The organism is Serratia oryzae, assembly GCF_001976145.1.
Classification (GTDB): domain Bacteria; phylum Pseudomonadota; class Gammaproteobacteria; order Enterobacterales; family Enterobacteriaceae; genus Chania; species Chania oryzae.
Genome location: NZ_MOXD01000002.1, coordinates 362136 through 381761, shown reverse-complemented (window position 1 = coordinate 381761; position 19626 = coordinate 362136). Strand labels below are relative to the sequence as shown.

General features: G+C 57.4%; 20 protein-coding genes and 1 riboswitch. Of the genes, 7 read left to right on the top strand and 13 right to left on the bottom strand.

The features are described from left to right. Positions 1-42: 42 nt before the first annotated feature. Positions 43-1029, bottom strand: a complete 987-nt coding sequence (gene moaA, locus BMI79_RS04965; protein WP_076940960.1) for a GTP 3',8-cyclase MoaA — start codon at positions 1027-1029, stop codon at positions 43-45. Next, positions 1016-1157, bottom strand: a riboswitch (molybdenum cofactor riboswitch). Its footprint overlaps the gene before it by 14 nt. A 261-nt stretch (positions 1158-1418) precedes the next feature. Between moaA and BMI79_RS04960 the strand changes: the two genes are divergently transcribed. After that, positions 1419-2339 (top strand): gluconeogenesis factor YvcK family protein, encoded by a 921-nt coding sequence (locus tag BMI79_RS04960; RefSeq protein WP_076940958.1) that lies wholly within the window; start codon positions 1419-1421, stop codon positions 2337-2339. Between the two features lies 1 nt (position 2340). Here BMI79_RS04960 and BMI79_RS04955 read toward each other — a convergent pair whose 3' ends face one another. From BMI79_RS04955 to BMI79_RS04945, 3 genes are all read right to left on the bottom strand, one after another. Further along, positions 2341-2586, bottom strand: coding sequence for a VF530 family protein (locus tag BMI79_RS04955; RefSeq protein ID WP_076940957.1), 246 nt, complete (start codon positions 2584-2586; stop codon positions 2341-2343). A 97-nt stretch (positions 2587-2683) separates the two neighbouring features. Beyond that, the gene (gene uvrB, locus BMI79_RS04950) at positions 2684-4696 is read right to left on the bottom strand and encodes an excinuclease ABC subunit UvrB (protein WP_076940955.1); all 2013 of its coding nucleotides are present in this window, start codon (positions 4694-4696) and stop codon (positions 2684-2686) included. A 595-nt stretch (positions 4697-5291) separates the two neighbouring features. Further along, on the bottom strand, positions 5292-5528 hold the full coding sequence (locus BMI79_RS04945; protein ID WP_076940953.1) for a hypothetical protein: 237 nt from the start codon (positions 5526-5528) through the stop codon (positions 5292-5294). 285 nt (positions 5529-5813) lie between these two features. On the opposite strand from BMI79_RS04945, the gene BMI79_RS04940 reads away from it, so the two are divergent. Beyond that, positions 5814-6524, top strand: a complete 711-nt coding sequence (locus tag BMI79_RS04940; protein ID WP_076940951.1) for an ABC transporter ATP-binding protein — start codon at positions 5814-5816, stop codon at positions 6522-6524. Positions 6525-6533: 9 nt separating this feature from the next. On the opposite strand, the gene bioD is transcribed toward BMI79_RS04940, so the two are convergent. Genes bioD through bioB form a run of 4 tightly spaced genes read right to left on the bottom strand, consistent with a single transcriptional unit; the run spans position 6534 to position 10152 of the window. After that, entirely contained in the window at positions 6534-7220 is a 687-nt protein-coding gene (bioD, locus tag BMI79_RS04935; RefSeq protein WP_076940950.1) for a dethiobiotin synthase, read from the bottom strand. Then, a complete protein-coding gene (gene bioC / locus BMI79_RS04930; RefSeq protein WP_076940948.1) occupies positions 7213-7980 on the bottom strand; it encodes a malonyl-ACP O-methyltransferase BioC in 768 nt (255 codons plus the stop codon). The genes bioD and bioC overlap by 8 nt, the downstream gene beginning before the upstream one ends. Then, positions 7964-9115 carry an 8-amino-7-oxononanoate synthase gene (bioF, locus tag BMI79_RS04925; protein ID WP_076940947.1) on the bottom strand — a complete coding sequence of 384 codons (1152 nt, stop codon included), beginning with the start codon at positions 9113-9115 and terminating at the stop codon, positions 7964-7966. Before bioF ends, bioC begins: the two co-directional genes overlap by 17 nt. Beyond that, the gene (gene bioB / locus BMI79_RS04920; protein ID WP_076940945.1) at positions 9115-10152 is read right to left on the bottom strand and encodes a biotin synthase BioB; all 1038 of its coding nucleotides are present in this window, start codon (positions 10150-10152) and stop codon (positions 9115-9117) included. The genes bioF and bioB overlap by 1 nt, the downstream gene beginning before the upstream one ends. Before the next feature lie 91 nt (positions 10153-10243). Here bioB and bioA point away from each other — a divergent pair, with 91 nt between their 5' ends. Together bioA and BMI79_RS04910 are read left to right on the top strand one after the other, a co-directional pair. Beyond that, a complete protein-coding gene (gene bioA, locus BMI79_RS04915; RefSeq protein ID WP_076940944.1) occupies positions 10244-11518 on the top strand; it encodes an adenosylmethionine--8-amino-7-oxononanoate transaminase in 1275 nt (424 codons plus the stop codon). Between the two features lie 79 nt (positions 11519-11597). Then, positions 11598-12080 (top strand): kinase inhibitor, encoded by a 483-nt coding sequence (locus BMI79_RS04910; RefSeq protein ID WP_076940942.1) that lies wholly within the window; start codon positions 11598-11600, stop codon positions 12078-12080. Positions 12081-12128: 48 nt separating this feature from the next. On the opposite strand, the gene pgl is transcribed toward BMI79_RS04910, so the two are convergent. After that, entirely contained in the window at positions 12129-13124 is a 996-nt protein-coding gene (pgl, locus tag BMI79_RS04905) for a 6-phosphogluconolactonase (protein ID WP_076940940.1), read from the bottom strand. A gap of 175 nt (positions 13125-13299) precedes the next feature. Here pgl and BMI79_RS04900 point away from each other — a divergent pair, with 175 nt between their 5' ends. Beyond that, positions 13300-14121, top strand: a complete 822-nt coding sequence (locus BMI79_RS04900) for a pyridoxal phosphatase (RefSeq protein ID WP_076940938.1) — start codon at positions 13300-13302, stop codon at positions 14119-14121. A gap of 36 nt (positions 14122-14157) precedes the next feature. Here the strand turns inward: BMI79_RS04900 and modC are convergent, their stop codons facing one another. The 4 genes from modC to BMI79_RS04880 form a co-directional block, all read right to left on the bottom strand. Then, the gene (gene modC / locus BMI79_RS04895) at positions 14158-15225 is read right to left on the bottom strand and encodes a molybdenum ABC transporter ATP-binding protein ModC (RefSeq protein ID WP_076940936.1); all 1068 of its coding nucleotides are present in this window, start codon (positions 15223-15225) and stop codon (positions 14158-14160) included. After that, a complete protein-coding gene (modB, locus tag BMI79_RS04890; RefSeq protein WP_076940933.1) occupies positions 15226-15915 on the bottom strand; it encodes a molybdate ABC transporter permease subunit in 690 nt (229 codons plus the stop codon). Then, positions 15912-16685, bottom strand: coding sequence for a molybdate ABC transporter substrate-binding protein (modA, locus tag BMI79_RS04885; protein WP_076940931.1), 774 nt, complete (start codon positions 16683-16685; stop codon positions 15912-15914). Before modA ends, modB begins: the two co-directional genes overlap by 4 nt. A 151-nt stretch (positions 16686-16836) precedes the next feature. Next, positions 16837-16980 carry an AcrZ family multidrug efflux pump-associated protein gene (locus BMI79_RS04880; protein WP_076940928.1) on the bottom strand — a complete coding sequence of 48 codons (144 nt, stop codon included), beginning with the start codon at positions 16978-16980 and terminating at the stop codon, positions 16837-16839. A gap of 179 nt (positions 16981-17159) precedes the next feature. On the opposite strand from BMI79_RS04880, the gene modE reads away from it, so the two are divergent. Together modE and modF are read left to right on the top strand one after the other, a co-directional pair. Then, a complete protein-coding gene (modE, locus tag BMI79_RS04875; RefSeq protein WP_076940927.1) occupies positions 17160-17951 on the top strand; it encodes a molybdenum-dependent transcriptional regulator in 792 nt (263 codons plus the stop codon). A 90-nt stretch (positions 17952-18041) separates the two neighbouring features. Then, on the top strand, positions 18042-19514 hold the full coding sequence (modF, locus tag BMI79_RS04870; RefSeq protein WP_076940925.1) for a molybdate ABC transporter ATP-binding protein ModF: 1473 nt from the start codon (positions 18042-18044) through the stop codon (positions 19512-19514). The last annotated feature ends 112 nt before the right edge of the window (positions 19515-19626 follow it).

Below are 19626 nucleotides of genomic sequence, written 5' to 3'. Positions count from 1 at the left end.
CACCCTAACCCTCTCCCCCAGGGAGAGGGAACTTGGTTAGTATCAGCCACCGATAAACGATAAGTTCTGCGTGATCCCGCTGTTGCCCTGATGCAAGAAATGCGTCTGCTTTTTAGTGCGCAACCCGCCTTGAATCCGCATCTTCAACTCTTCGAGCTGAGCGTCATCCGCCAGCAGATCGCGCAGGGTAATGCCCTGTTCACCGAACAGGCACAGATGCAGATTGCCAATGGCAGAGACCCGCAGCCGGTTGCAACTGGCACAGAAATCTTTCTCGTAAGGCATGATCAGCCCAATCTCGCCCTGATAGTCCGGGTGGCTGAACACCTGCGCCGGGCCGTCGCTGTAGCCGCGTGCCAAACGCTGCCAGCCCTGTTGTTCTAACTGTTGGCGGATCGCGTTGCCGGAAATATGGTGCTTGCGGAACAGCTCACTGCCTTCGCCGGTTTCCATCAGCTCAATAAAACGCAGTTGGATCGGGCGATCTTTAATCCAGTGCAGAAAGGCGGCCAGTTGCTGGTGGTTAACGTCACGCATCAGCACCACGTTGACTTTCACCTTGTGGTAACCGGCGGCAAAAGCGGCGTCGATACCTTCCATCACCTGACGGAATTTGTCCTGCCCGGTGATAGCGTGAAACTGGCGCGGATCGAGGCTGTCAACGCTGACGTTAATCGCCGTCAGGCCCGCATCGCGCCAACGGGCGACGTCACGCGCCAGGCGGTAACCATTAGTGGTCACTGCCAGCGTGCGGATCGCCGGGTTTTCGCGCACGGCGGCGACGATCTCGGTAAAATCGCGGCGTAACGACGGCTCACCACCGGTCAGGCGTACCTTTTCGGTACCCAATTCGGCAAAAGCGCGGCTGACGCGGCGAATTTCATCCAACGAGAGGAAGGTATTGGGATGACCGCTCGGTTTATAACCGTCCGGCAGGCAATAGGTGCAACGAAAGTTACACACGTCGGTAATCGACAGGCGCAAGTAATAGAACTTGCGCTCAAAAGCATCAATGAGTTGCGGCACCATAACACCTTCCAAATACGGGAGATGCGAGCGTTTCCACTCTGCACCCTGGTGGCTGACTTCGCCACGGCCCAGGCACCCTATTGTTCGTGGAACAACGTAGGCACAAAGGCTAGGAGTTTGGATTTCAATCCCGGTTACCTGAGGTAACCTGAATGAAACCGTGGTTTTCAACAGAATTCTAGCGCGAAACAAATGCGATAGCCATCGCGCAATTTCGCTATATAATTTTATATACAGCGATTACTGCAGCGCCAAGTCTGGTTATCCATACTAAACATCTCTTACGCCGGCGAATTGATTATAATCACGCAAATCACACTCTTTTTCGCGTTTCACCGTCAAATCCGCTACGTTATGCGGGCAGTTAACGCCCAGTATTAAGGAATTTTATGCGCAATCGAACCCTTGCCGATCTCGATCGGGTGGTGGCATTAGGTGGCGGCCATGGTCTTGGCCGCGTGATGTCGTCTCTGTCGTTTTTAGGATCCCGCTTAACCGGTATTATCACGACAACCGATAATGGAGGCTCTACCGGCCGTATCCGCCGTTCCGAAGGGGGGATCGCCTGGGGGGACACCCGCAACTGCCTGAATCAGTTGATTACCGAACCGAGCGTGGCATCTGCAATGTTCGAATACCGTTTTAGCGGTAATGGCGAACTGGCTGGGCATAATCTGGGGAATCTGATGCTGAAAGCCCTGGATCATCTCAGCGTGCGCCCGCTGGAAGCGATCAATCTGGTACGCAACCTGTTGAAGGTCGACGCTGCGCTGATCCCGATGTCGGAACAGCCGGTGGATCTGGAGGCGCACGATCACGAAGGCCATCAGATTTACGGCGAAGTGAACATCGATCAACTGGCGCAGATGCCGCAGGAGCTGATGCTCTCCCCGCATGCGGTGCGTGCCACGCGTGAAGCGGTAGATGCCATCGCGCAGGCCGAACTGATCCTGATTGGGCCTGGCAGTTTTCTCACCAGCCTGATGCCGCTGCTGCTGCTTGAGGATCTCACCCAAGCGCTGCGCCGCAGCAGCGCCAGCATGATCTATATCGGTAATCTGGGGCGTGAGCTGAGCGTGGCCGCAGCCGCACTGACGCTCAAACAAAAACTGGAACTGATGGAAGAGAAGATCGGCCGGAAAATGATTGATGCAGTGGTGGTGGGCCCGCATATCAACACCGACGAAATGCACGATCGCATCGTGGTAAAACAGCCGCTGGAAGCCGCCGACGTCCCTTACCGCCACGATCGCCAGTTACTGCGCCAGGCGCTGGAGCAGGCGCTGGTGCAACTGGCTACCCGCACCTAGATCAATCCCTGCCGCGATGCCAAGGGTTATCGCTGACGGTGCTGATATAGAGATCTTCCACCTGCTTGCGCGCCCACGGCGTGCGGCGTAAAAACTTTAGGCTGGACTTGATGCTCGGATCGCTGCTGAAGCAGTTGATGCGGATGCGTTCAGCCAGCCCGCTCCAGCCATAATGCTCCACCAGCTTGTTCAGTAATTGTTCCAGCGTAATGCCGTGTAGCGGATCTTTTGATGAATGTGCAGTCATGATCGGCAGCTCGTCTCAGTAATCGGGGCGCATACCTTAATCAGCAAACTCGCAGGCGGCAAGGAGTTTATCCCCGCCGCCGTTCACACAGGCATACTTATGAAATCGCAATAAACTGCTCGCGCAGTTGATGAATCTCGTCACGCACGGCAGCCGCCTGTTCGAACTCCAGGTTTTGCGCGTGAGAATACATCTGGCCTTCCAACTCGCGGATTTTCTGCTCCAGCGCTTTTGGCGTGAGGTGCTGGTAGCGAGCCGCGCTTTCCGCCGCCTTGCCTTTCCCTTTGTGTTTGCCGCGTGAACTCGGCTGCCCCAGTTGCATAATATCGGCAACCTTCTTGTTCAGCCCCTGCGGGACAATACCGTTGGCTTCGTTATGCGCCTGCTGCTTGGCACGGCGGCGCTCGGTTTCCCCTATCGCCTTGGCCATGGAGTCAGTAATGCGGTCACCGTACAGAATCGCCTTACCGTTGAGGTTACGCGCCGCACGGCCAATGGTCTGAATAAGCGAGCGTTCCGAACGCAGGAAGCCTTCTTTGTCTGCGTCCAGGATCGCCACCAGCGACACTTCCGGCATATCCAGCCCTTCCCGCAGCAGGTTGATCCCCACCAGCACGTCGAACTCGCCAAGGCGTAAATCACGGATGATTTCGACACGCTCTACGGTGTCGACATCCGAGTGCAGATAACGCACCCGCTCACCGTGTTCCTCAAGGTATTCCGTCAGGTCTTCCGCCATACGCTTGGTCAGCGTCGTCACCAGCACGCGTTCGTTGATCGCCACCCGCTTGCGGATCTCGGAAAGCAGATCGTCAACCTGGGTAGCAACCGGGCGGACCTCCACTTCCGGATCCAGCAGCCCGGTTGGGCGCACCACCTGATCGATAATCTCACCACCGGATTTCTCCAGCTCATATTTGCCCGGCGTAGCGGAGACGTAGATGGTTTGCGGTGCCAGCGCTTCAAACTCTTCAAAGCGCATCGGCCGGTTATCCAGCGCCGAAGGCAGGCGGAAGCCGTATTCCACCAGCGTTTCTTTACGCGAGCGGTCGCCTTTGAACATCCCGCCGATCTGCGGGATGGTAACGTGCGATTCGTCCACCACCAGCAGGCCATCGGCGGGCAGATAGTCAAACAGCGTCGGCGGCGGCTCGCCCTCGCCGCGCCCGGAGAGATAGCGTGAGTAGTTTTCGATACCCGAGCAATAACCCAGTTCGTTCATCATCTCCAGATCAAACTGGGTACGCTGCGTCAGCCGCTGCTCTTCCAACAGCTTATTGTTGGCCAGCAGCACTTTGCGCCGCTGCTCCAGTTCCACCTTGATCTCTTCCATCGCCTGCAGGATGCGTTCCCGCGGTGTGACATAGTGGGATTTCGGGTAGATGGTGAAACGCTGCACCACCTGCTCGATCTGGCCGGTGAGCGGATCAAACAGCGACAGGCGTTCCACTTCCTCGTCGAACAGTTCAACGCGCAGCGCCAGTTCGTCCGACTCCGCCGGGAAGATGTCGATCACTTCCCCGCGCACGCGGAAGGTGGCGCGCTGGAAAGCCTGATCGTTGCGGGTATATTGCAGCTCGGCCAGGCGGCGCAGGATCGAGCGCTGATCGATGATCATGCCTTTGGTCAGGTGCAGCATCATCTTCAGGTAGAGATCGGGATCGCCCAAGCCGTAGATGGCGGAAACCGAGGCCACCACCACCACGTCACGCCGCTCAAGCAGCGCCTTGGTGGCCGAAAGACGCATCTGCTCGATATGTTCGTTCACCGAGGCATCTTTCTCGATAAAGGTATCGGAACTCGGAACATAGGCTTCTGGTTGGTAGTAATCGTAGTAGGAGACAAAATATTCCACCGCATTCTCGGGAAAGAACTCTTTCATCTCGCCGTAAAGCTGTGCCGCCAAGGTTTTGTTCGGCGCCAACACCATGGTTGGCCGGTTGAGATCGGCGATCACGTTGGCGATGGTAAACGTCTTGCCCGATCCGGTCACCCCCAGCAGGGTCTGGTGAGCCAAACCATCTTCCAGCCCCATTTCCAGTTTGCGGATAGCTTCTGGCTGATCGCCAGCCGGGGCAAAATCCGAGTGCAGTTTGAAAATTTTGCTCATATATACCCTAAATCATTCAAGTGGCAGGAAGGTGGCGGGGAAGTGCCTGCTGGCAACGGCTCCTAAGTATGGGAAACCCTAACGATCTGCGCCAGCGCTTATGATACTGGATATAAAACCAGCTTCAAGCGGATTTGTCGCTTTAACGTGCGTTAACGCGCCAGCAGCGAACCGGCGAGGTTACGGTAGGGTGACATTTTTATTGTCAACTGCCATTTTATCCCCAGACTCCAGCAATAATTAACATTTCGATGGCATTCCGGCCAAAAATGATGCACCGAGCAGCAGGCGGCTATGGGCTTGCTTGATTTTAGTTAACTTATTGATAGTAATTGTTTTTAAAAAAAAGACGAGAATGCGGACAACGCGGACACAACCCGCGCCCGCTCTCTGTTTAAGCCACTTTTCTAAGTATCATGCACAAGGTTATCCACAGGAATAGTGGATAACTCACACCACCCCACGGGTGACGGGAGTTACAGAAAGAACGCTTTTCTCGTTAAAACGTCGTCTAAGGCGATTTTTTAGTTATTTTTTCACAATAATATGGCTTTGGTTATGACGATTAATACTAAAAGGATGCGCACTCAGGAACTTATTTTCTGCTCTGTTCGCTGCGGTGCCGTCTGTTGCCATAAACCGTTTGGCGATTTGCACCATTTACCGTCAACGCCGCACCACAAAAGTGCAACCGGGCACTCAGCTTATCAGGTTTTTTCTTATCGCTGCAGCCAGCCCCCACCAGCGCCGCCCTGGAAATTAACAAAAACACAACATCCAACTTTTGCACTAAGCTCATAAAGTTGGCCTGAGAATTGCTAAATTCTTTCACACACCGCGCCAGCCCCCCTGATTCTGGCAGGAGCGCTAACGGGAAAATCATCGACCGTACGCGGTGAGAAAATCGACATTGGCATCAAAAATAGGCAATAGCAGCCGCAAGCCGCCAATAGCGCCCATTTTTAGCTATCTTGCCTGGGCTTTTACCCCTCCTATTCAGGCTCATTGCATGGCATTTTGTTCTGGGGAACACCGCACTTGGGAGAGAAACCGCTGATATAACCGGAGGGGATCACCCCATCCACCAGTGAACACGCCTCCTTGGGGAGAATGCCAAATGCTAAGTTTACGCGCAGTAAATCAATACTATGGGCATCACCATACGCTGTGGGATGTGAGCCTCGAACTGCCACGCGGGCAATGCACCACTCTGCTGGGCCGCAATGGCGTGGGTAAAACTACGCTGGTCAACTGCATTATGGGGCACCTGCCGATCGTCAGCGGCAGCATGACCTGGCAAGTAGCCGATGAACCTCCACAAAATCTGTTGCAGCAGCCGATGGAAAAGCGGGCAGCACTGGGTATCAGCTACGTACCGCAGGGGCGGCAAATCTTTTCGCAACTGAGCGTGGAAGAAAACCTCCAGATAGCCCTCCTGGCCGGGCGCGACAGAACCCGGCGGATTCCAGCCATGATCGATAGCCTGTTCCCGCATCTGCGAACCCTGCTGCTGTATCGCGCCGGGGACCTGTGTGGCGATGAACAGCAGCAATTGGCGATCGCCCGTGCGCTGGTGCTGGAACCGGCGTTGCTGATCCTGGATGAACCCACCACCGGTCTGTCGCCTTCGCAGGTGAACGAGATCGGCCATCTCATCCGCAGGCTGAACCACGAATGGGGCATGACCATTTTACTGGTAGAGCGCAGGCTGCCGTTTGTGCGCCATGTGGCGGATCGCTTTTGCCTGATGGATCAGGGCCGCAGCGTCGCCAGCGGCGCCCTGGAACAGTTAGATGAGGAGTTGATTAATACTTATCTTGCGGGATAAACCCGCCGCTCAGCCCCACGCTTGCAAAGCCGCAAGATCGAGATATTGCCCCAGCGCCTGTTGCTCTATCTGCGGCAGGTGCGGGATCTCCCCCAGCAGCGGTGCTGGCAGCATACGGCGCAGCGTGGCGAGATACTCAGCGTGGCGCTTGCCGGGCTCGGTGACATCATTGGCAATCCAGCCAGCCAGGTGCAGCCCCGCCTGCTGAATCACCTGCGCCGTGAGCACAGCATGGTTGATGCAACCGAGCTTGATGCCCACCACCAGGATCACCGGCAACTGCTCCTGTTGCACCCAGTCAGCAAAGGTGTGCTGCTCAGAAAGCGGGGTAAACCATCCGCCCGCGCCTTCCACCAACAGCCAGTCGACACGCTGCTCGAGCTGGCGTAAACCGGCTGAAAGCTGCGCCAGGGCGATCGGGCGATTTTCAGCCAGGCTGACAATATGCGGCGACGTCGGCTCTGCAAAGGTGTAAGGATTCACTTCGGCGTAAACCAGCGGCACGTTGCTGTTTTTCTGCAACGCCAGCGCATCCGCGTTACGCAGGCCATCCGCCGTCATCTCGCTGCCGGACGCCACCGGCTTATAACCCGCACAGCGTAACCCGGCAGCGCGGGCAGCCTGCAACAGTGCGCTGCTGGCCACAGTTTTGCCCACTTCAGTATCGGTTCCGGTCACGAACCAGCGCTCAATCACGATAAATCACTCCATAAATCAGATGATAACTGAGTGGAAACAGGCCGCGATGGCGAGGATAAGCCGCCTGCAATGCCGCCAGCCGCTGGCGGGAAAGCAAGCCCGCCTCACGCCCTTGGTGCAAATGCGTAGCACCTATTCCTTTCAGCGAACGCATCAGCGCCATCACGTCCGGGTATTCCAGGGTTTGCCACTCGGCTTGCAGACGGTGGCGATAAGCGCCACAGGCGGCAGCGATGCGCGCCAGGGGCAGGAAATCATTCACATGACGTTCACCGTCCACCTGTTGCCAGGCATCCCCCAATTGGTGCAAAGAGCCTGCCGCCAGCGTGGAAAACAGAATCACACCGCCGGGCCGCGTCACGCGGTACAGCTCCGCCAGCGCACGTGGCAGATCGCCGCACCATTGCACCACCAGGCTGCTGAAACTGATATCGACCGCCGCTGTGGGCAGCGGGATCTGCTCAATATCCCCCAACAGGTAGTGGTCCGCCGCCTGCCGTTGACGGGCGAAGGCCAGCATGCCCGGTGCCAGATCGAGCGCCGTCACCTGCTTGCCCTGATCGCGCCAGCGGCGGCTGAAATAACCGGTACCGCAACCCGCATCCAACAGTTGCTGCCCGGGATGGTTCAACCCCATCCCCAGTAAGCGTTCACCCACCTCACGCTGCAACAGCGCTGCGGCATCGTAGCTTTCCGCCGCGCGGCTGAACGCCGCAGCCACTGCCGGTTTATTCACCCCATCACCGGCTAACGTCATGCAGCACCTCCAGCAGGCGATCGATATCCTGCGGCTGGTGGGCCGCCGTGAGGGTGATGCGCAACCGCGCGCCGCCCGGCGGCACCGTGGGCGGGCGAATGGCGCTGACCCACAGCCCCTGTTCACGCAGGCGCTGCGCCAGATCGAGCGCTCGCTGGTTGTCCCCCACCAGCAGCGGTTGAATGGCTGTATCGGAGTCGGTTAACGTTAAGGGCAAACTCGCCACCCCGGCACGAAAACGCTGAATATGGTGCTGTAACTGGCTGCGCAACGCCTCCCCTTGTTGGACACAGCTTAACGCCGCCTGCAAAGCACAGGCCTGCGCCGGAGGCATCGCGGTGCTGTAAATCAGATGGCGGGCAAACTGCAGCAGATATTCCGCCAGCGGTTCATCGCATAAGATCGCCGCACCGCTGACGCCAAACGCCTTGCCAAAGGTCACCACCAGCACTTCCGGGTGCACCCCTTGCTGCCAGCAACTGCCACGCCCCTGTTCACCGCGCACGCCAATACCGTGCGCATCGTCCACCATCAGCCAGGCTCCGGCGTGCTGCGTCAGACGGTGCAGTTCAGCCAGTGGCGCGCTGTCGCCATCCATGCTGAATACGCCTTCGGTGATCGCCAACTGTTGGCCAGCGCAAGGTTTCTCTAGCAATGCGGCCAATGCCTGCGGCTGATTATGGCGAAAACGCCGCAGTTGCGCCGGTGAGTGAGCGGCCGCTTCCAAGATTGACGCATGGCAGAGCTTATCCGCCAGCATGCGATCGTCGGCCTGCATCAACGCTGCCAGCAGTGCCTGATTGGCGGCATAGCCGGAGATAAACAGCAACGCGCGCGGGTAACCGAGCCAATCTGCTAGCTGTTGTTCCAGCTCATGGTGCGGCTGGCAAAAGCCGGTGACATGGCCCGAACCGCCGCTGCCAACGCCATAACGTGCGGCGCCCTGCTGCCAGGCGGCGATCACTGCCGCATGTTGGCTAAGCCCCAGATAGTCATTGCCCGAAAAATTAAGATAGCGCTGCTCGTTAAGCAGCAGATAGCGGCCATTGCCACCCTGATTGACCTGCCGCTGACGGTAAGCGGCGGCACGTTGCCGCTCGCCCAAGGCCTGTTCGATACGTTGTTGCCAGCTCATTACGGTGCCGCGTTGTAGAACTCAGCGGTATCGGCATGCAGTAACTGCTCGGCCAACACCTGCTGTTGCTGATTGTCGCCATGTGCGGTGGCAGTTTGTTGCGGATTCAGCCCCAGTTTACGGAACAGTTGCCGATCTTTATCTTCGTCCGGGTTGGGCGTAGTGAGCAGTTTGCAGCCGTAGAAGATCGAGTTGGCACCGGCCATAAAGCACATCGCCTGGGTCTGCTCGCTCATCTGCTCACGGCCAGCGGACAGGCGCACATAGGACGATGGCATCATGATGCGCGCAATGGCAATGGTGCGGATAAAATCAAAAGGATCAACGTCAGCATTATCGGCCAGCGGCGTGCCTTTGACTTTCACCAGCATGTTGATCGGCACGCTCTCCGGTGGCTTGGGCAAATTCGCCAGCTGTACCAGCAGCCCGGCGCGATCGTTCACCGTCTCACCCAGCCCGACAATGCCGCCAGAACAGACTTTGATGCCCGCTTCACGCACCTTATCCAGCGTGTCCAAACGTTCCTGATAGGTACGGGTGGTGATGATATTGCCGTAAAACTCCGGTGAGGTATCCAGATTGTGGTTGTAATAATCCAGGCCAGCTTGCGCCAGGCGTTCAGCCTGAGTCGCCTCCAACGTACCCAACGTCATACAGGTTTCCATACCCAGCGCTTTTACCCCTTGCACCATCTGTTGCAGATAAGGCATATCGCGCTCGTGCGGGTTTTTCCAGGCAGCCCCCATGCAGAAACGGGTGGAACCGGCGGCCTTGGCCTGACGCGCGGACTCCAGCACCTGTTCCACCTGCATCAGCCGTTCAGATTCCAGCCCCGTTTTGTAGCGTGAACTCTGCGGGCAATACTTACAATCTTCTGGGCAGGCACCGGTCTTGATCGACAACAGCGTGCTGACCTGCACCTGCTGCGGATCGAAATGCTGACGGTGAACGGTTTGCGCTTCAAACAACAGTTCAAGCAGGGGTTTATCAAACAGCGCCTGGGCTTGCGCGGTTGTCCAGTGAATGCGATCGGCCATTGACGGCGTCTCCAAAGAGAAGAAAAAGTGTCGTCAGTGTAAATATTGCGGATATACTGTCAACCATTCTATTTTGTTTTGGTTTACAACAATGTCCCTCTCTGATGACGATCTCGCCTTCGATCAGCGCCATATCTGGCACCCCTACACCTCCATGAGCCATCCGTTGCCCTGTTATCCGGTTGAGTCAGCGCACGGCGTTGAGCTGCAGCTGGCGGATGGCCGCCGGCTGATCGACGGAATGTCATCCTGGTGGGCTGCGATCCACGGCTACAATCATCCACAGTTGAACCAGGCGGCAACGCAGCAACTGGAGAAGATGTCGCACGTGATGTTTGGCGGCATTACCCACCCCGCGGCGATTGCGCTGTGCCGCCAACTGATCGCCATGACGCCAGAAGCCTTGCAATGCGTGTTCCTGGCCGATTCCGGCTCTGTGGCGGTGGAAGTGGCGCTAAAGATGGCGCTGCAATACTGGCAGGCGCGCGGAGAGCGGCGGCAGCGGATACTGACCCTGCGCCACGGCTATCACGGCGATACCTTCGGTGCCATGTCGGTGTGCGATCCCGATAATTCCATGCACAGCCTGTATCAGGGCTATCTCGCGCCACACCTGTTTGCCACCGCACCCCAGCGCCGTTTTGATGAACTCTGGGATGAGCAGGATATCGCCCCCTTCAGCGCATTGCTGGAGCAGCACAGTGGGGAGATCGCCGCCGTGATCCTGGAACCTATTGTGCAAGGGGCCGGTGGTATGCGGATTTATCACCCCACCTATCTGCAACGGGTGCGTGAACTGTGCGATCGTCACCAGATTCTGCTGATCGCCGATGAGATCGCCACCGGCTTTGGCCGCACCGGCAAGCTGTTCGCCTGTGAACATGCGGGCATCGTGCCGGATATTCTCTGCCTGGGCAAAGCGCTGACCGGCGGCTATATGACGCTTTCCGCCACCCTGACCACCCGTTTGGTCGCCGAAACCATCAGCAACGGTGCGGCAGGCTGCTTTATGCATGGGCCAACCTTTATGGGCAACCCGTTGGCCTGCGCGGTCGCCAGCGCCAGCCTGAGCCTGCTGGCAGAAAACCGCTGGCAGCAGCAGGTCGCGGCTATCGAGTCTCAACTCAGGCAACAGCTAATGCCTTTGGCTGTTTTGCCGAAAGTGGCGGATGTGCGCGTGCTGGGGGCGATTGGCGTGGTGGAAATGCGTGAACCGATGAATGTGGCGGCATTACAGCGCGAATTTGTTGAACGCGGCGTGTGGATCCGGCCCTTTGGTAAGCTGATCTACCTGATGCCACCTTACATTATTACGCCGGAGCAGCTCACGCGCCTGACGGCGGCAATCGCCGCCGCGGCAGAATAACCCGCAGCGATAGGGTTGGATTGTTCAGGCAAAACAATCTAATTTAAACGCTCTGCACTTTCGACAACAGGGAGTCACTATGGCTTTTCGTTTGTACAGTCACGATCTGCAAGACGGCGCAAAAATGCCGGAACGGCAGGTATTTAACGGTATGGGTTACCATGGCGATAATCTTTCGCCCCATCTGGCCTGGGATGGCGCACCGCAGGGCACCAAAAGCTTTGTGGTGACGGTGTACGATCCCGATGCCCCGACCGGCTCCGGCTGGTGGCACTGGGTCGTGGCCAATATTCCGGCTCAGGTGCGTGAACTGCCGCAGGGTGCCGGTTCCGGCATGCCTGGGTTGCCAGCAGGTGCCGTGCAGACCCGCACCGACTTCGGCAAGGCAGGTTATGGCGGTGCGGCACCGCCGCAGGGGGAAAGCCATCGTTATCAGTTCACCGTCCACGCGCTGGACGTGGAAAACATTGAGGTCGACGAAGGCGCGAGCGGTGCAATGGTGGGTTTCAATATTCACTTTCACAGCTTGGGCAGTGCCACGCTGACCGTGATATACAGCTAAAAGAAAGGGTTCAGCACGCTGAACCCTGGAAATGTCACACCCGTTTGATTATTTAGCCAGCACGCACACCCACATCGGGCCTTTTCCTACCGGATAGCGCCCCAACGTGCTCAGCACTCCGCTGGCCTGATCGATTTCACACACTTCAACATGGCCGGATTTCTGACCGGCAGAAATCACAAAACGCCCGCTGTGATCGATATTAAACCCGCGCGGTTGCTCTTCCGTTGGATGATACCCCACCACCGCAATGCGGCTTCCGTCTGCGGCAACGCTGAAGATAGTCAGAATACTGGCAGTCCGATCGCTGACATACAGGAAACGGCCATTCGGCGTGATATGAATATCGGCCGCCCAACGGGTGCCGGTAAAATCGGCCGGCATCGCATCCAGCGTTTGCACCAGGGTATATTTGCCGCCGTGTTCAGCAATGGCGAACACGTCTACCGTGCCGTCCAACTCATTCACACAATAGGCAAACTGATGGTTCGGGTGGAACGCCATATGACGTGGGCCAGCACCGGCGGCGGTTGGCACCGCTTCCTGAGCATGTGGCGTAAGTTGGCCTTCCTGGCTCAGATCAAACAGGCGGATGCGATCTTCTTTCAGGCACGGTACCAACAGCAACTGATTGGTGGGATCGATATTCGCCGAGTGCGGCGCGGTCAGGCCATCGATCTGCTGAATCGGCGCGGTGACGACGCCGTCGCGGCCAATCGGGCTGACGCTGGCGCAGTTGCCGCTGTAAGAAGCGGAGAACAGGTAACGCCCCTGCAAGTCGGTGGAAATATGGGTCGGGCTCCCCGGCAGAGGTGCCATCCCCGCTTCTTGTAGCGAGCCATCGGCCTCAATACGGTAGCTGACGATGCCAAATGCCGGGCGCACGCCAACGTACAGGTGGGTTTTGTCGGGGTGGATCGTCATCGGTTGCACCTGCCCCGGTGCATCGACCGTTTGCAGCAGCGACAGCGCCCCTTGGTCGTCTAACTGCCAAACGTGGATCTGCTGGCTTTCCGGGCTGGCAACATAAACGATTTGCTTCATTCGCGCTCCTTAAATGAGAAAGAGTAACCGGTTTCAGTTTTTACGGTTTGCTCTAGCTTACCTGACATCTGTCACATAACAACCCCGCGATGGGCAGGAAAACCGCGCGGTTTTATCGCACGGCTATCCGTTGTACCATTCGAGTAATTTTCTTGCCAACAACCATGAGATCGCTATGAGCTACCGTGTTATTGCCCTTGATTTGGACGGCACCCTGCTGGACAACCAGAAACGCATCTTGCCGCAGTCGCTGGCCGCTCTGGCGGAGGCACGCGCCGCCGGGATCCAGGTGGTGATCGTCACCGGCCGCCACCATGTTGCTATCCACCCCTTCTATCAGGCACTGCAGATCGACACGCCTGCTATCTGTTGCAACGGCACCTATCTGTACGATTTCCAGCAGCAAAAGGTGCTGGCCGCCGATCCGCTGACAAAAGATCAGGCCAAGCTGGTGCTGCAGATGCTGAAACAGAGCGGTATCCACGGCTTGATGTATGTGGATGATGCCATGCTGTATCAGGAAACCAGCGGCCACGTGATACGTTCCCTGGCATGGGCAGAAACCTTGCCGCTGGCACAGCGCCCGACGCTGTTGCAGGTCAACAGCCTGGTTCAGGCCGCCGACGAGGCGCAGGCGATCTGGAAGTTCGCCACGTCACACAGCGATATCCCAGCGTTACACCACTTTGCCGAAACCGTAGAGAAAGAGCTGGGCCTGGCCTGCGAATGGTCATGGCACGATCAGGTGGATATCGCCCAAGGCGGTAACAGCAAGGGCAACCGCCTACAGCAGTGGGTGGAATCACAAGGCCTCAGCATGGCCCAGGTAGTGGCATTTGGCGATAACTACAACGATCTGAGCATGCTGGAAGCCGCTGGCCTGGGGGTCGCAATGGGCAACGCCGATGATGCCATCAAAGAACGTGCCGATCTGGTGATCGCCGATCACCTGCAACCCGGTATCGCTGAAGTGATCCGCTCGCGGGTGCTTGGCTAGTCAAATGCGGCCCTCTTCTGCCAGAAGAGGGCGGCTTTAACGCCCTTCGCGGCTGATCGACACGCTCTTGATCTGCGCATATAGCCACAGCCCTGGCCTGATCAGCAGTTCGTCACGCGCCCAGGGCGTGATGCGTGCCCACAGCACGTTTTCCCCTACCGCAAGCTTCACTTCCACCTGCCCATCAACCTCTAAACACTCCACCACCTTGGCGGGCAGAATATTACGGATACTGCTATTAAGCGGCGGTTGCAGCACCAGCGAAACATCGGCGGCGTTGATGCGAATACGTAACTGCGTGCCCACAGGCGCATCAATAGCGCTCACCCACAGGCGCCGATCGCCCAGCGCCAGCGCGGTCATGGCGTAATGCTGGTGATGTTCAATCACGCTGACGCGCAGCACGCTGCTCTGATCTTCGCGCTGTAACCAAGGGCGCAGTGCGCTGCTGGCCCACACCTCTTCCAGCCCGCCAAATGCGCGCACCTGGCCGTTATCCAGCACCATCACCTGTTCCGCCAGGCGCAGGATCTCGTCCATGCTGTGGCTGACGTAGAGGATCGGGATATTAACGTCCTGCGCCAAGCGCTCCAGATAAGGCAACAGTTCACGTTTGCGCGGCAGATCGAGTGAGGCCAGGGGTTCATCCATCAACAGCAGTTCCGGCGCGGTCAGCAGCGCCCGGCCGATCGCCACACGCTGTTTTTCACCACCGGAAAGCGTGAGCGGCAAGCGGTTAAGCAGTGGCGCAATCCCCAGCAATTGAACAATGCTGTCGAATTGGCTGCGCATGCTGGCCGCCATGCCATATTGCAGATTGCCACGCACGCGATAATGCGGGAACAGGCGCGCATCCTGAAAAACGTAGCCGATGCGGCGTTTTTCAGGTGGCAGACAAACGCCGCTGGCGGTATCCACCAGCGTGCGGCCATTGAGCACAATGCGCCCCTGCTGCAGGCGCGTCAGGCCGCCGATGGCGTTGATCAAAGAGGTTTTACCCGCACCGGAAAGCCCGAAGATCGCAGTAATACCCTGCGCGGGCAGATGCGCCTGCACATTGAGGTTGAGATCGCCAAGCCGCTGGGAGAAATCCAGTTCTAACATCTATAACCCCATACGCTTGCGGCCCCAGCGGGCCAACCATTCGGAAACCAGCAGCGCCGCCAGCGCCAGCACAATGGCAATCACGCACAGGCGTGCCGCCGCCGCTTCTGCACCCGGCGTTTCTATCAGGGTATACATCGCCAGCGGGATGGTGCGGGTTTCACCGGGAATATTGGAAACGAAGGTGATGGTTGCGCCAAATTCGCCCAAAGAACGGGCGAAGGCTAATACCACGCCGACGATAATCCCGGGCAGCGAAAGCGGCAGCGTGATGGTGAAAAACACCCGCCACGGATGAGCCCCCAGCGTGCGGGCCGCCTGTTCCAAACGGGTATCCACCGCCTCCAGCGCTAGCCGAATCGCGCGCACCATCAGCGGAAAAGCCACCACGGCCGAAGCCAGCGCCGCACCACGCCAGCTGAAACTGAAGCTGAAACCAAACCAATCGTACAGCCGTTCACCGATAAAGCCACGGCGGCCCATAGCGATCAGCAATAAGTAACCCACCACGACCGGCGGCAACACCAGCGGCAGATGAATGATGCTGTCCAGCAAGGATTTGCCAGGGAAATGACAGCGCACCAGGATCCAGGCCATCAGAATGCCCAGCGGTAAACTGCAAATCACGGCCAGGCTGGAGACTTTCAGGCTCAGCGCAACCGCCTGCCATTCATATTCGCTCAATATCATTTACGCGGGGTAAATCCATAACGTTGGAAAACAGCCGCCGCTTCCGGGCCTTTTAGATAGCTGTAAAAAGCGCTGACGCTGGGGTTTTGACGATCTTTGACTATCGCCATGGGGTATTCAACCGGCATATGGCTGCTGGCCGGAAAGATGCCGACCACGTTCACTTTATCACTGGCAACCGCATCAGAACCATACACAATCCCAAGCGGTGCTTCTTCACGCTCCACCAACGCCATCGCGCTGCGCACGTTGTTGGCTCGCGCCAGTTTCGGCTCCAGCATCGCCCAGGCGCCCAGATTCTGTAACGCTTCTTTAGCGTAAAGCCCTGCCGGGACGTGATCCGGATCGCCCACCGCCAAGCGGCCACCGTTCAGTAATTGGGCCCAATCGGTGGTTTTATTAATGTCGATTTTATCCTGTTTAGCCGATTTAGCGGCGATCAGCACCAACTCGTTACCCAGCAGGGTATAGCGGCTATCGTTGACCATTTGCTGTTTATCGATAACGTAATCCATCCACTGCTGATCGGCAGAGATAAACAGATCGGCCGGTGCTCCCTGCTCGATCTGACGTGCCAGCGTTGACGAAGAAGCAAAAGAGGACACCACCTGCACCTCTTTGCCTTGCTGGTATTGGCTGGCGATCTCCTGCAGCGCGTTAGTCAGCGAAGCGGCGGCAAACACGGTGAATTTCTCCGCCGCCGAAGCCTGTGCCGTCAACCCCAAAGCCAATATCATGCCGCCAAGCCACTTGATCCCTTGTTGTTGCATTGTTTTCTCCGCAAGTTAACCACCGACGCCTATCGTTATATAAAAAATAATATAACGTTGAGCGGAACATTGTCATGCGGTTTATCGGCAAAGCGAGAGGTAGCTTGAGAAACGCCCGCTGAAATACATCAGCGGGCATTGGAGATGGGGATTAGCTGCGTTTTTCTTTTGAATGGCCCACTTTGGAGAAGACGTTAAACACTTCTGCCAGAGCATAGATCAGGCCCAGGATCACGGCCATCACGACCGGTACCATGACCACGGCAAACAACAGACTTTTCAATAATTCCAACATAGTAGTCTCACTTCACTGCTCATTTAAACGGCTGCGTATGCTTTACTGTAAACCAAAAAGCGTGCGAAAACCCCGTTATTTTAAAGGCTGGGGGAAATTTAGCACCTGCGAAACGTGCTCACTTGGTGCTGGCGCGCAAATCGGCGACAATAGCCTTTTCGCCGTTGATGGAACCTATCATGCAGGCCGAGATCCTCCTCACCTTAAAACTTCAGCAGAAACTGTTCGCCGATCCGCGCCGCATTGCGCTGCTAAAGCAGGTTGAGCATACCGGCTCGATCAGCCAAGGAGCCAAGCTGGCGGGGATCAGCTATAAAAGCGCCTGGGACGCCATCAACGAAATGAATCAGTTGGCGGAACAGACGGTGGTAGAGCGCGCAACCGGCGGCAAAGGCGGTGGCGGTGCGCAGGTGACCCACTACGGCCAGCGGCTGATCCAGCTTTACGATCTGCTCGGCCAGATCCAGCAAAAAGCCTTCGATGTGCTGCAACAGGACAACCTGCCGCTCGACAGCCTGCTGGCGGCGATCGCCCGTTTCTCGCTGCAAACCAGCGCCCGTAATCAGTTCTTCGGCACCGTGATTGAACGCGATCACCAGCAGGTACAACAGCATATCAGCCTGCTGCTGGCCGACGGCCACACGCGCCTGGCGGCGGCCGTTACCCAGCAAAGTGCCGATCGGCTGCACCTGGTTCCGGGGAAAGAGGTGCTGGCGCTGATTAAAGCCCCGTGGGTTAAACTCAGCACCGATCCAGCCCTCAACGGGCTGGCAGATAATGTGCTGGAAGGCAGGGTCGCCAGCATTCAGCCCGGCAGCGAACACAGCGAAGTGCTGGTGACGCTGAAAGGAGGCGAAATCCTGTGTGCCACGCTGGCCAATCAGGAACTGGCACAGTTGAAGCTCAGCCCCGGCACGGCGGTCCATGCGCTGTTCAATGCCGATCGGGTGATTGTTGCCACGTTGTGTTAAACGCAACGTGATGTTGCAGTATTGTCGATTGACATCTTTTCCCCATGCGCCTATTTCTAAAATAAATAATTGCAGAACAGGGAATAAATGATGTCGTTGTTGCACATTTCGCAAGGTTCGTTCCGTTTAAGCGACACCCGCACGCTGTGGCTGGAGCAACTGGAGATTCAATCCGGCGACAGTTGGGCGTTTGTCGGTGCCAATGGCAGCGGTAAATCGGCCCTGGCCCGTGCGCTGGCGGGTGACTTGACGCTCTTACAGGGCAAGCGTCAGAGCGATTTTCACGACGTTGTGCGCATTTCGTTTGAGCAATTGCAGAAACTGGTCAGCGACGAATGGCAACGCAATAATACCGACCTGCTCAGCCCCGATGAGGACGACACCGGCCGCACCACGGCAGAGATCATTCAGGAAGAGGTGCAAGATCCCGCACGTTGCCAGCAGTTGGCCGCTCAATTCGGTATTACCCCCCTGCTTACGCGCCGCTTCAAGTATCTCTCCACTGGCGAAACCCGCAAAACGCTGCTGTGCCAGGCCCTGATGTCGCAGCCAGATTTGCTGATCCTGGATGAACCGTTTGATGGTCTGGACGTTGGCTCACGGGCTCAGTTCGCCACCTTGTTAGCCGAACTGTCACAGCAGGGTTATACGCTGGTGCTGGTGCTCAACCGTTTTGATGAGATCCCGGATTTTATTCAACAGGTGGGAGTTCTGGCGGATTGCACCCTGACCAGCCAAGGACGCCGTGAGCAGGTGATGGCAGACGCGCTGGTGGCCCAATTGGCGCACAGCGAAAATCTCAGCGGCCTGACGCTGCCGGAAACCGAGGATCCGACGCAGAAAAACCCACTTCCCGCCGATCGGCCGTTGATTGTGCTGCGCGATGGCGTGGTGAGTTACAACGATCGCCCGATCCTCAACCAGCTCAGTTGGCAGGTGAATCCCGGCGAGCACTGGCAGATTGTCGGCCCGAACGGGGCCGGTAAGTCTACGCTGCTCAGCCTGATTACCGGCGATCATCCGCAGGGCTACAGCAACGATCTGACGCTGTTCGGCCGCCGACGCGGCAGCGGTGAAACCATCTGGGACATCAAGCGCCATATCGGTTACGTCAGCAGCAGCCTGCACCTGGATTACCGCATCAGTTCCAGCGTGCGTAACGTGATCCTGTCTGGCTTTTTCGATTCGATCGGTATCTATCAGGCGGTTTCCGATCGCCAGCAGAAGCTGACTACGCAGTGGCTGGCGCTGCTCGGGCTGGGGGGATCTCAGGCTGACGCCCCGTTCCACAGCCTTTCCTGGGGCCAGCAGCGGCTGGCGCTGATCGCCCGCGCGCTGGTCAAACACCCGGCACTGCTGATCCTCGATGAACCTTTGCAGGGGCTGGATCCGCTGAACCGCCAACTGGTGCGGCGTTTTATCGACGTTCTGATCCAGCAAGGCGCTACCCAACTGCTGTTTGTCTCGCACCATGCCGAAGATGCGCCGCAGTGCATCACCCATCGCCTGACGTTTGTCCCTGAAGGTGATAGTTACCGCTATCAGTACGATAAGCTGGCATAAAACACAGGAATGAGTGGCGATCCCACTCATTCGATGACATATCCGGCAACACTTCCCCGCAACACATCACACTTAGCCTTTTATCATAAAGGTATGTCGAGTGATTGTCTGG

Coding starts and splice junctions, on each gene's coding strand:
- moaA (WP_076940960.1), bottom strand. CDS start 1,029: ATGGTGCCGCAACTCATTGATGCTTTTGAGCGCAAGTTCTATTACTTG.
- BMI79_RS04960 (WP_076940958.1), top strand. CDS start 1,419: ATGCGCAATCGAACCCTTGCCGATCTCGATCGGGTGGTGGCATTAGGT.
- BMI79_RS04955 (WP_076940957.1), bottom strand. CDS start 2,586: ATGACTGCACATTCATCAAAAGATCCGCTACACGGCATTACGCTGGAA.
- uvrB (WP_076940955.1), bottom strand. CDS start 4,696: ATGAGCAAAATTTTCAAACTGCACTCGGATTTTGCCCCGGCTGGCGAT.
- BMI79_RS04940 (WP_076940951.1), top strand. CDS start 5,814: ATGCTAAGTTTACGCGCAGTAAATCAATACTATGGGCATCACCATACG.
- bioC (WP_076940948.1), bottom strand. CDS start 7,980: ATGACGTTAGCCGGTGATGGGGTGAATAAACCGGCAGTGGCTGCGGCG.
- bioF (WP_076940947.1), bottom strand. CDS start 9,115: ATGAGCTGGCAACAACGTATCGAACAGGCCTTGGGCGAGCGGCAACGT.
- bioB (WP_076940945.1), bottom strand. CDS start 10,152: ATGGCCGATCGCATTCACTGGACAACCGCGCAAGCCCAGGCGCTGTTT.
- bioA (WP_076940944.1), top strand. CDS start 10,244: ATGTCCCTCTCTGATGACGATCTCGCCTTCGATCAGCGCCATATCTGG.
- BMI79_RS04910 (WP_076940942.1), top strand. CDS start 11,598: ATGGCTTTTCGTTTGTACAGTCACGATCTGCAAGACGGCGCAAAAATG.
- pgl (WP_076940940.1), bottom strand. CDS start 13,124: ATGAAGCAAATCGTTTATGTTGCCAGCCCGGAAAGCCAGCAGATCCAC.
- BMI79_RS04900 (WP_076940938.1), top strand. CDS start 13,300: ATGAGCTACCGTGTTATTGCCCTTGATTTGGACGGCACCCTGCTGGAC.
- modC (WP_076940936.1), bottom strand. CDS start 15,225: ATGTTAGAACTGGATTTCTCCCAGCGGCTTGGCGATCTCAACCTCAAT.
- modB (WP_076940933.1), bottom strand. CDS start 15,915: ATGATATTGAGCGAATATGAATGGCAGGCGGTTGCGCTGAGCCTGAAA.
- modA (WP_076940931.1), bottom strand. CDS start 16,685: ATGCAACAACAAGGGATCAAGTGGCTTGGCGGCATGATATTGGCTTTG.
- BMI79_RS04880 (WP_076940928.1), bottom strand. CDS start 16,980: ATGTTGGAATTATTGAAAAGTCTGTTGTTTGCCGTGGTCATGGTACCG.
- modE (WP_076940927.1), top strand. CDS start 17,160: ATGCAGGCCGAGATCCTCCTCACCTTAAAACTTCAGCAGAAACTGTTC.
- modF (WP_076940925.1), top strand. CDS start 18,042: ATGTCGTTGTTGCACATTTCGCAAGGTTCGTTCCGTTTAAGCGACACC.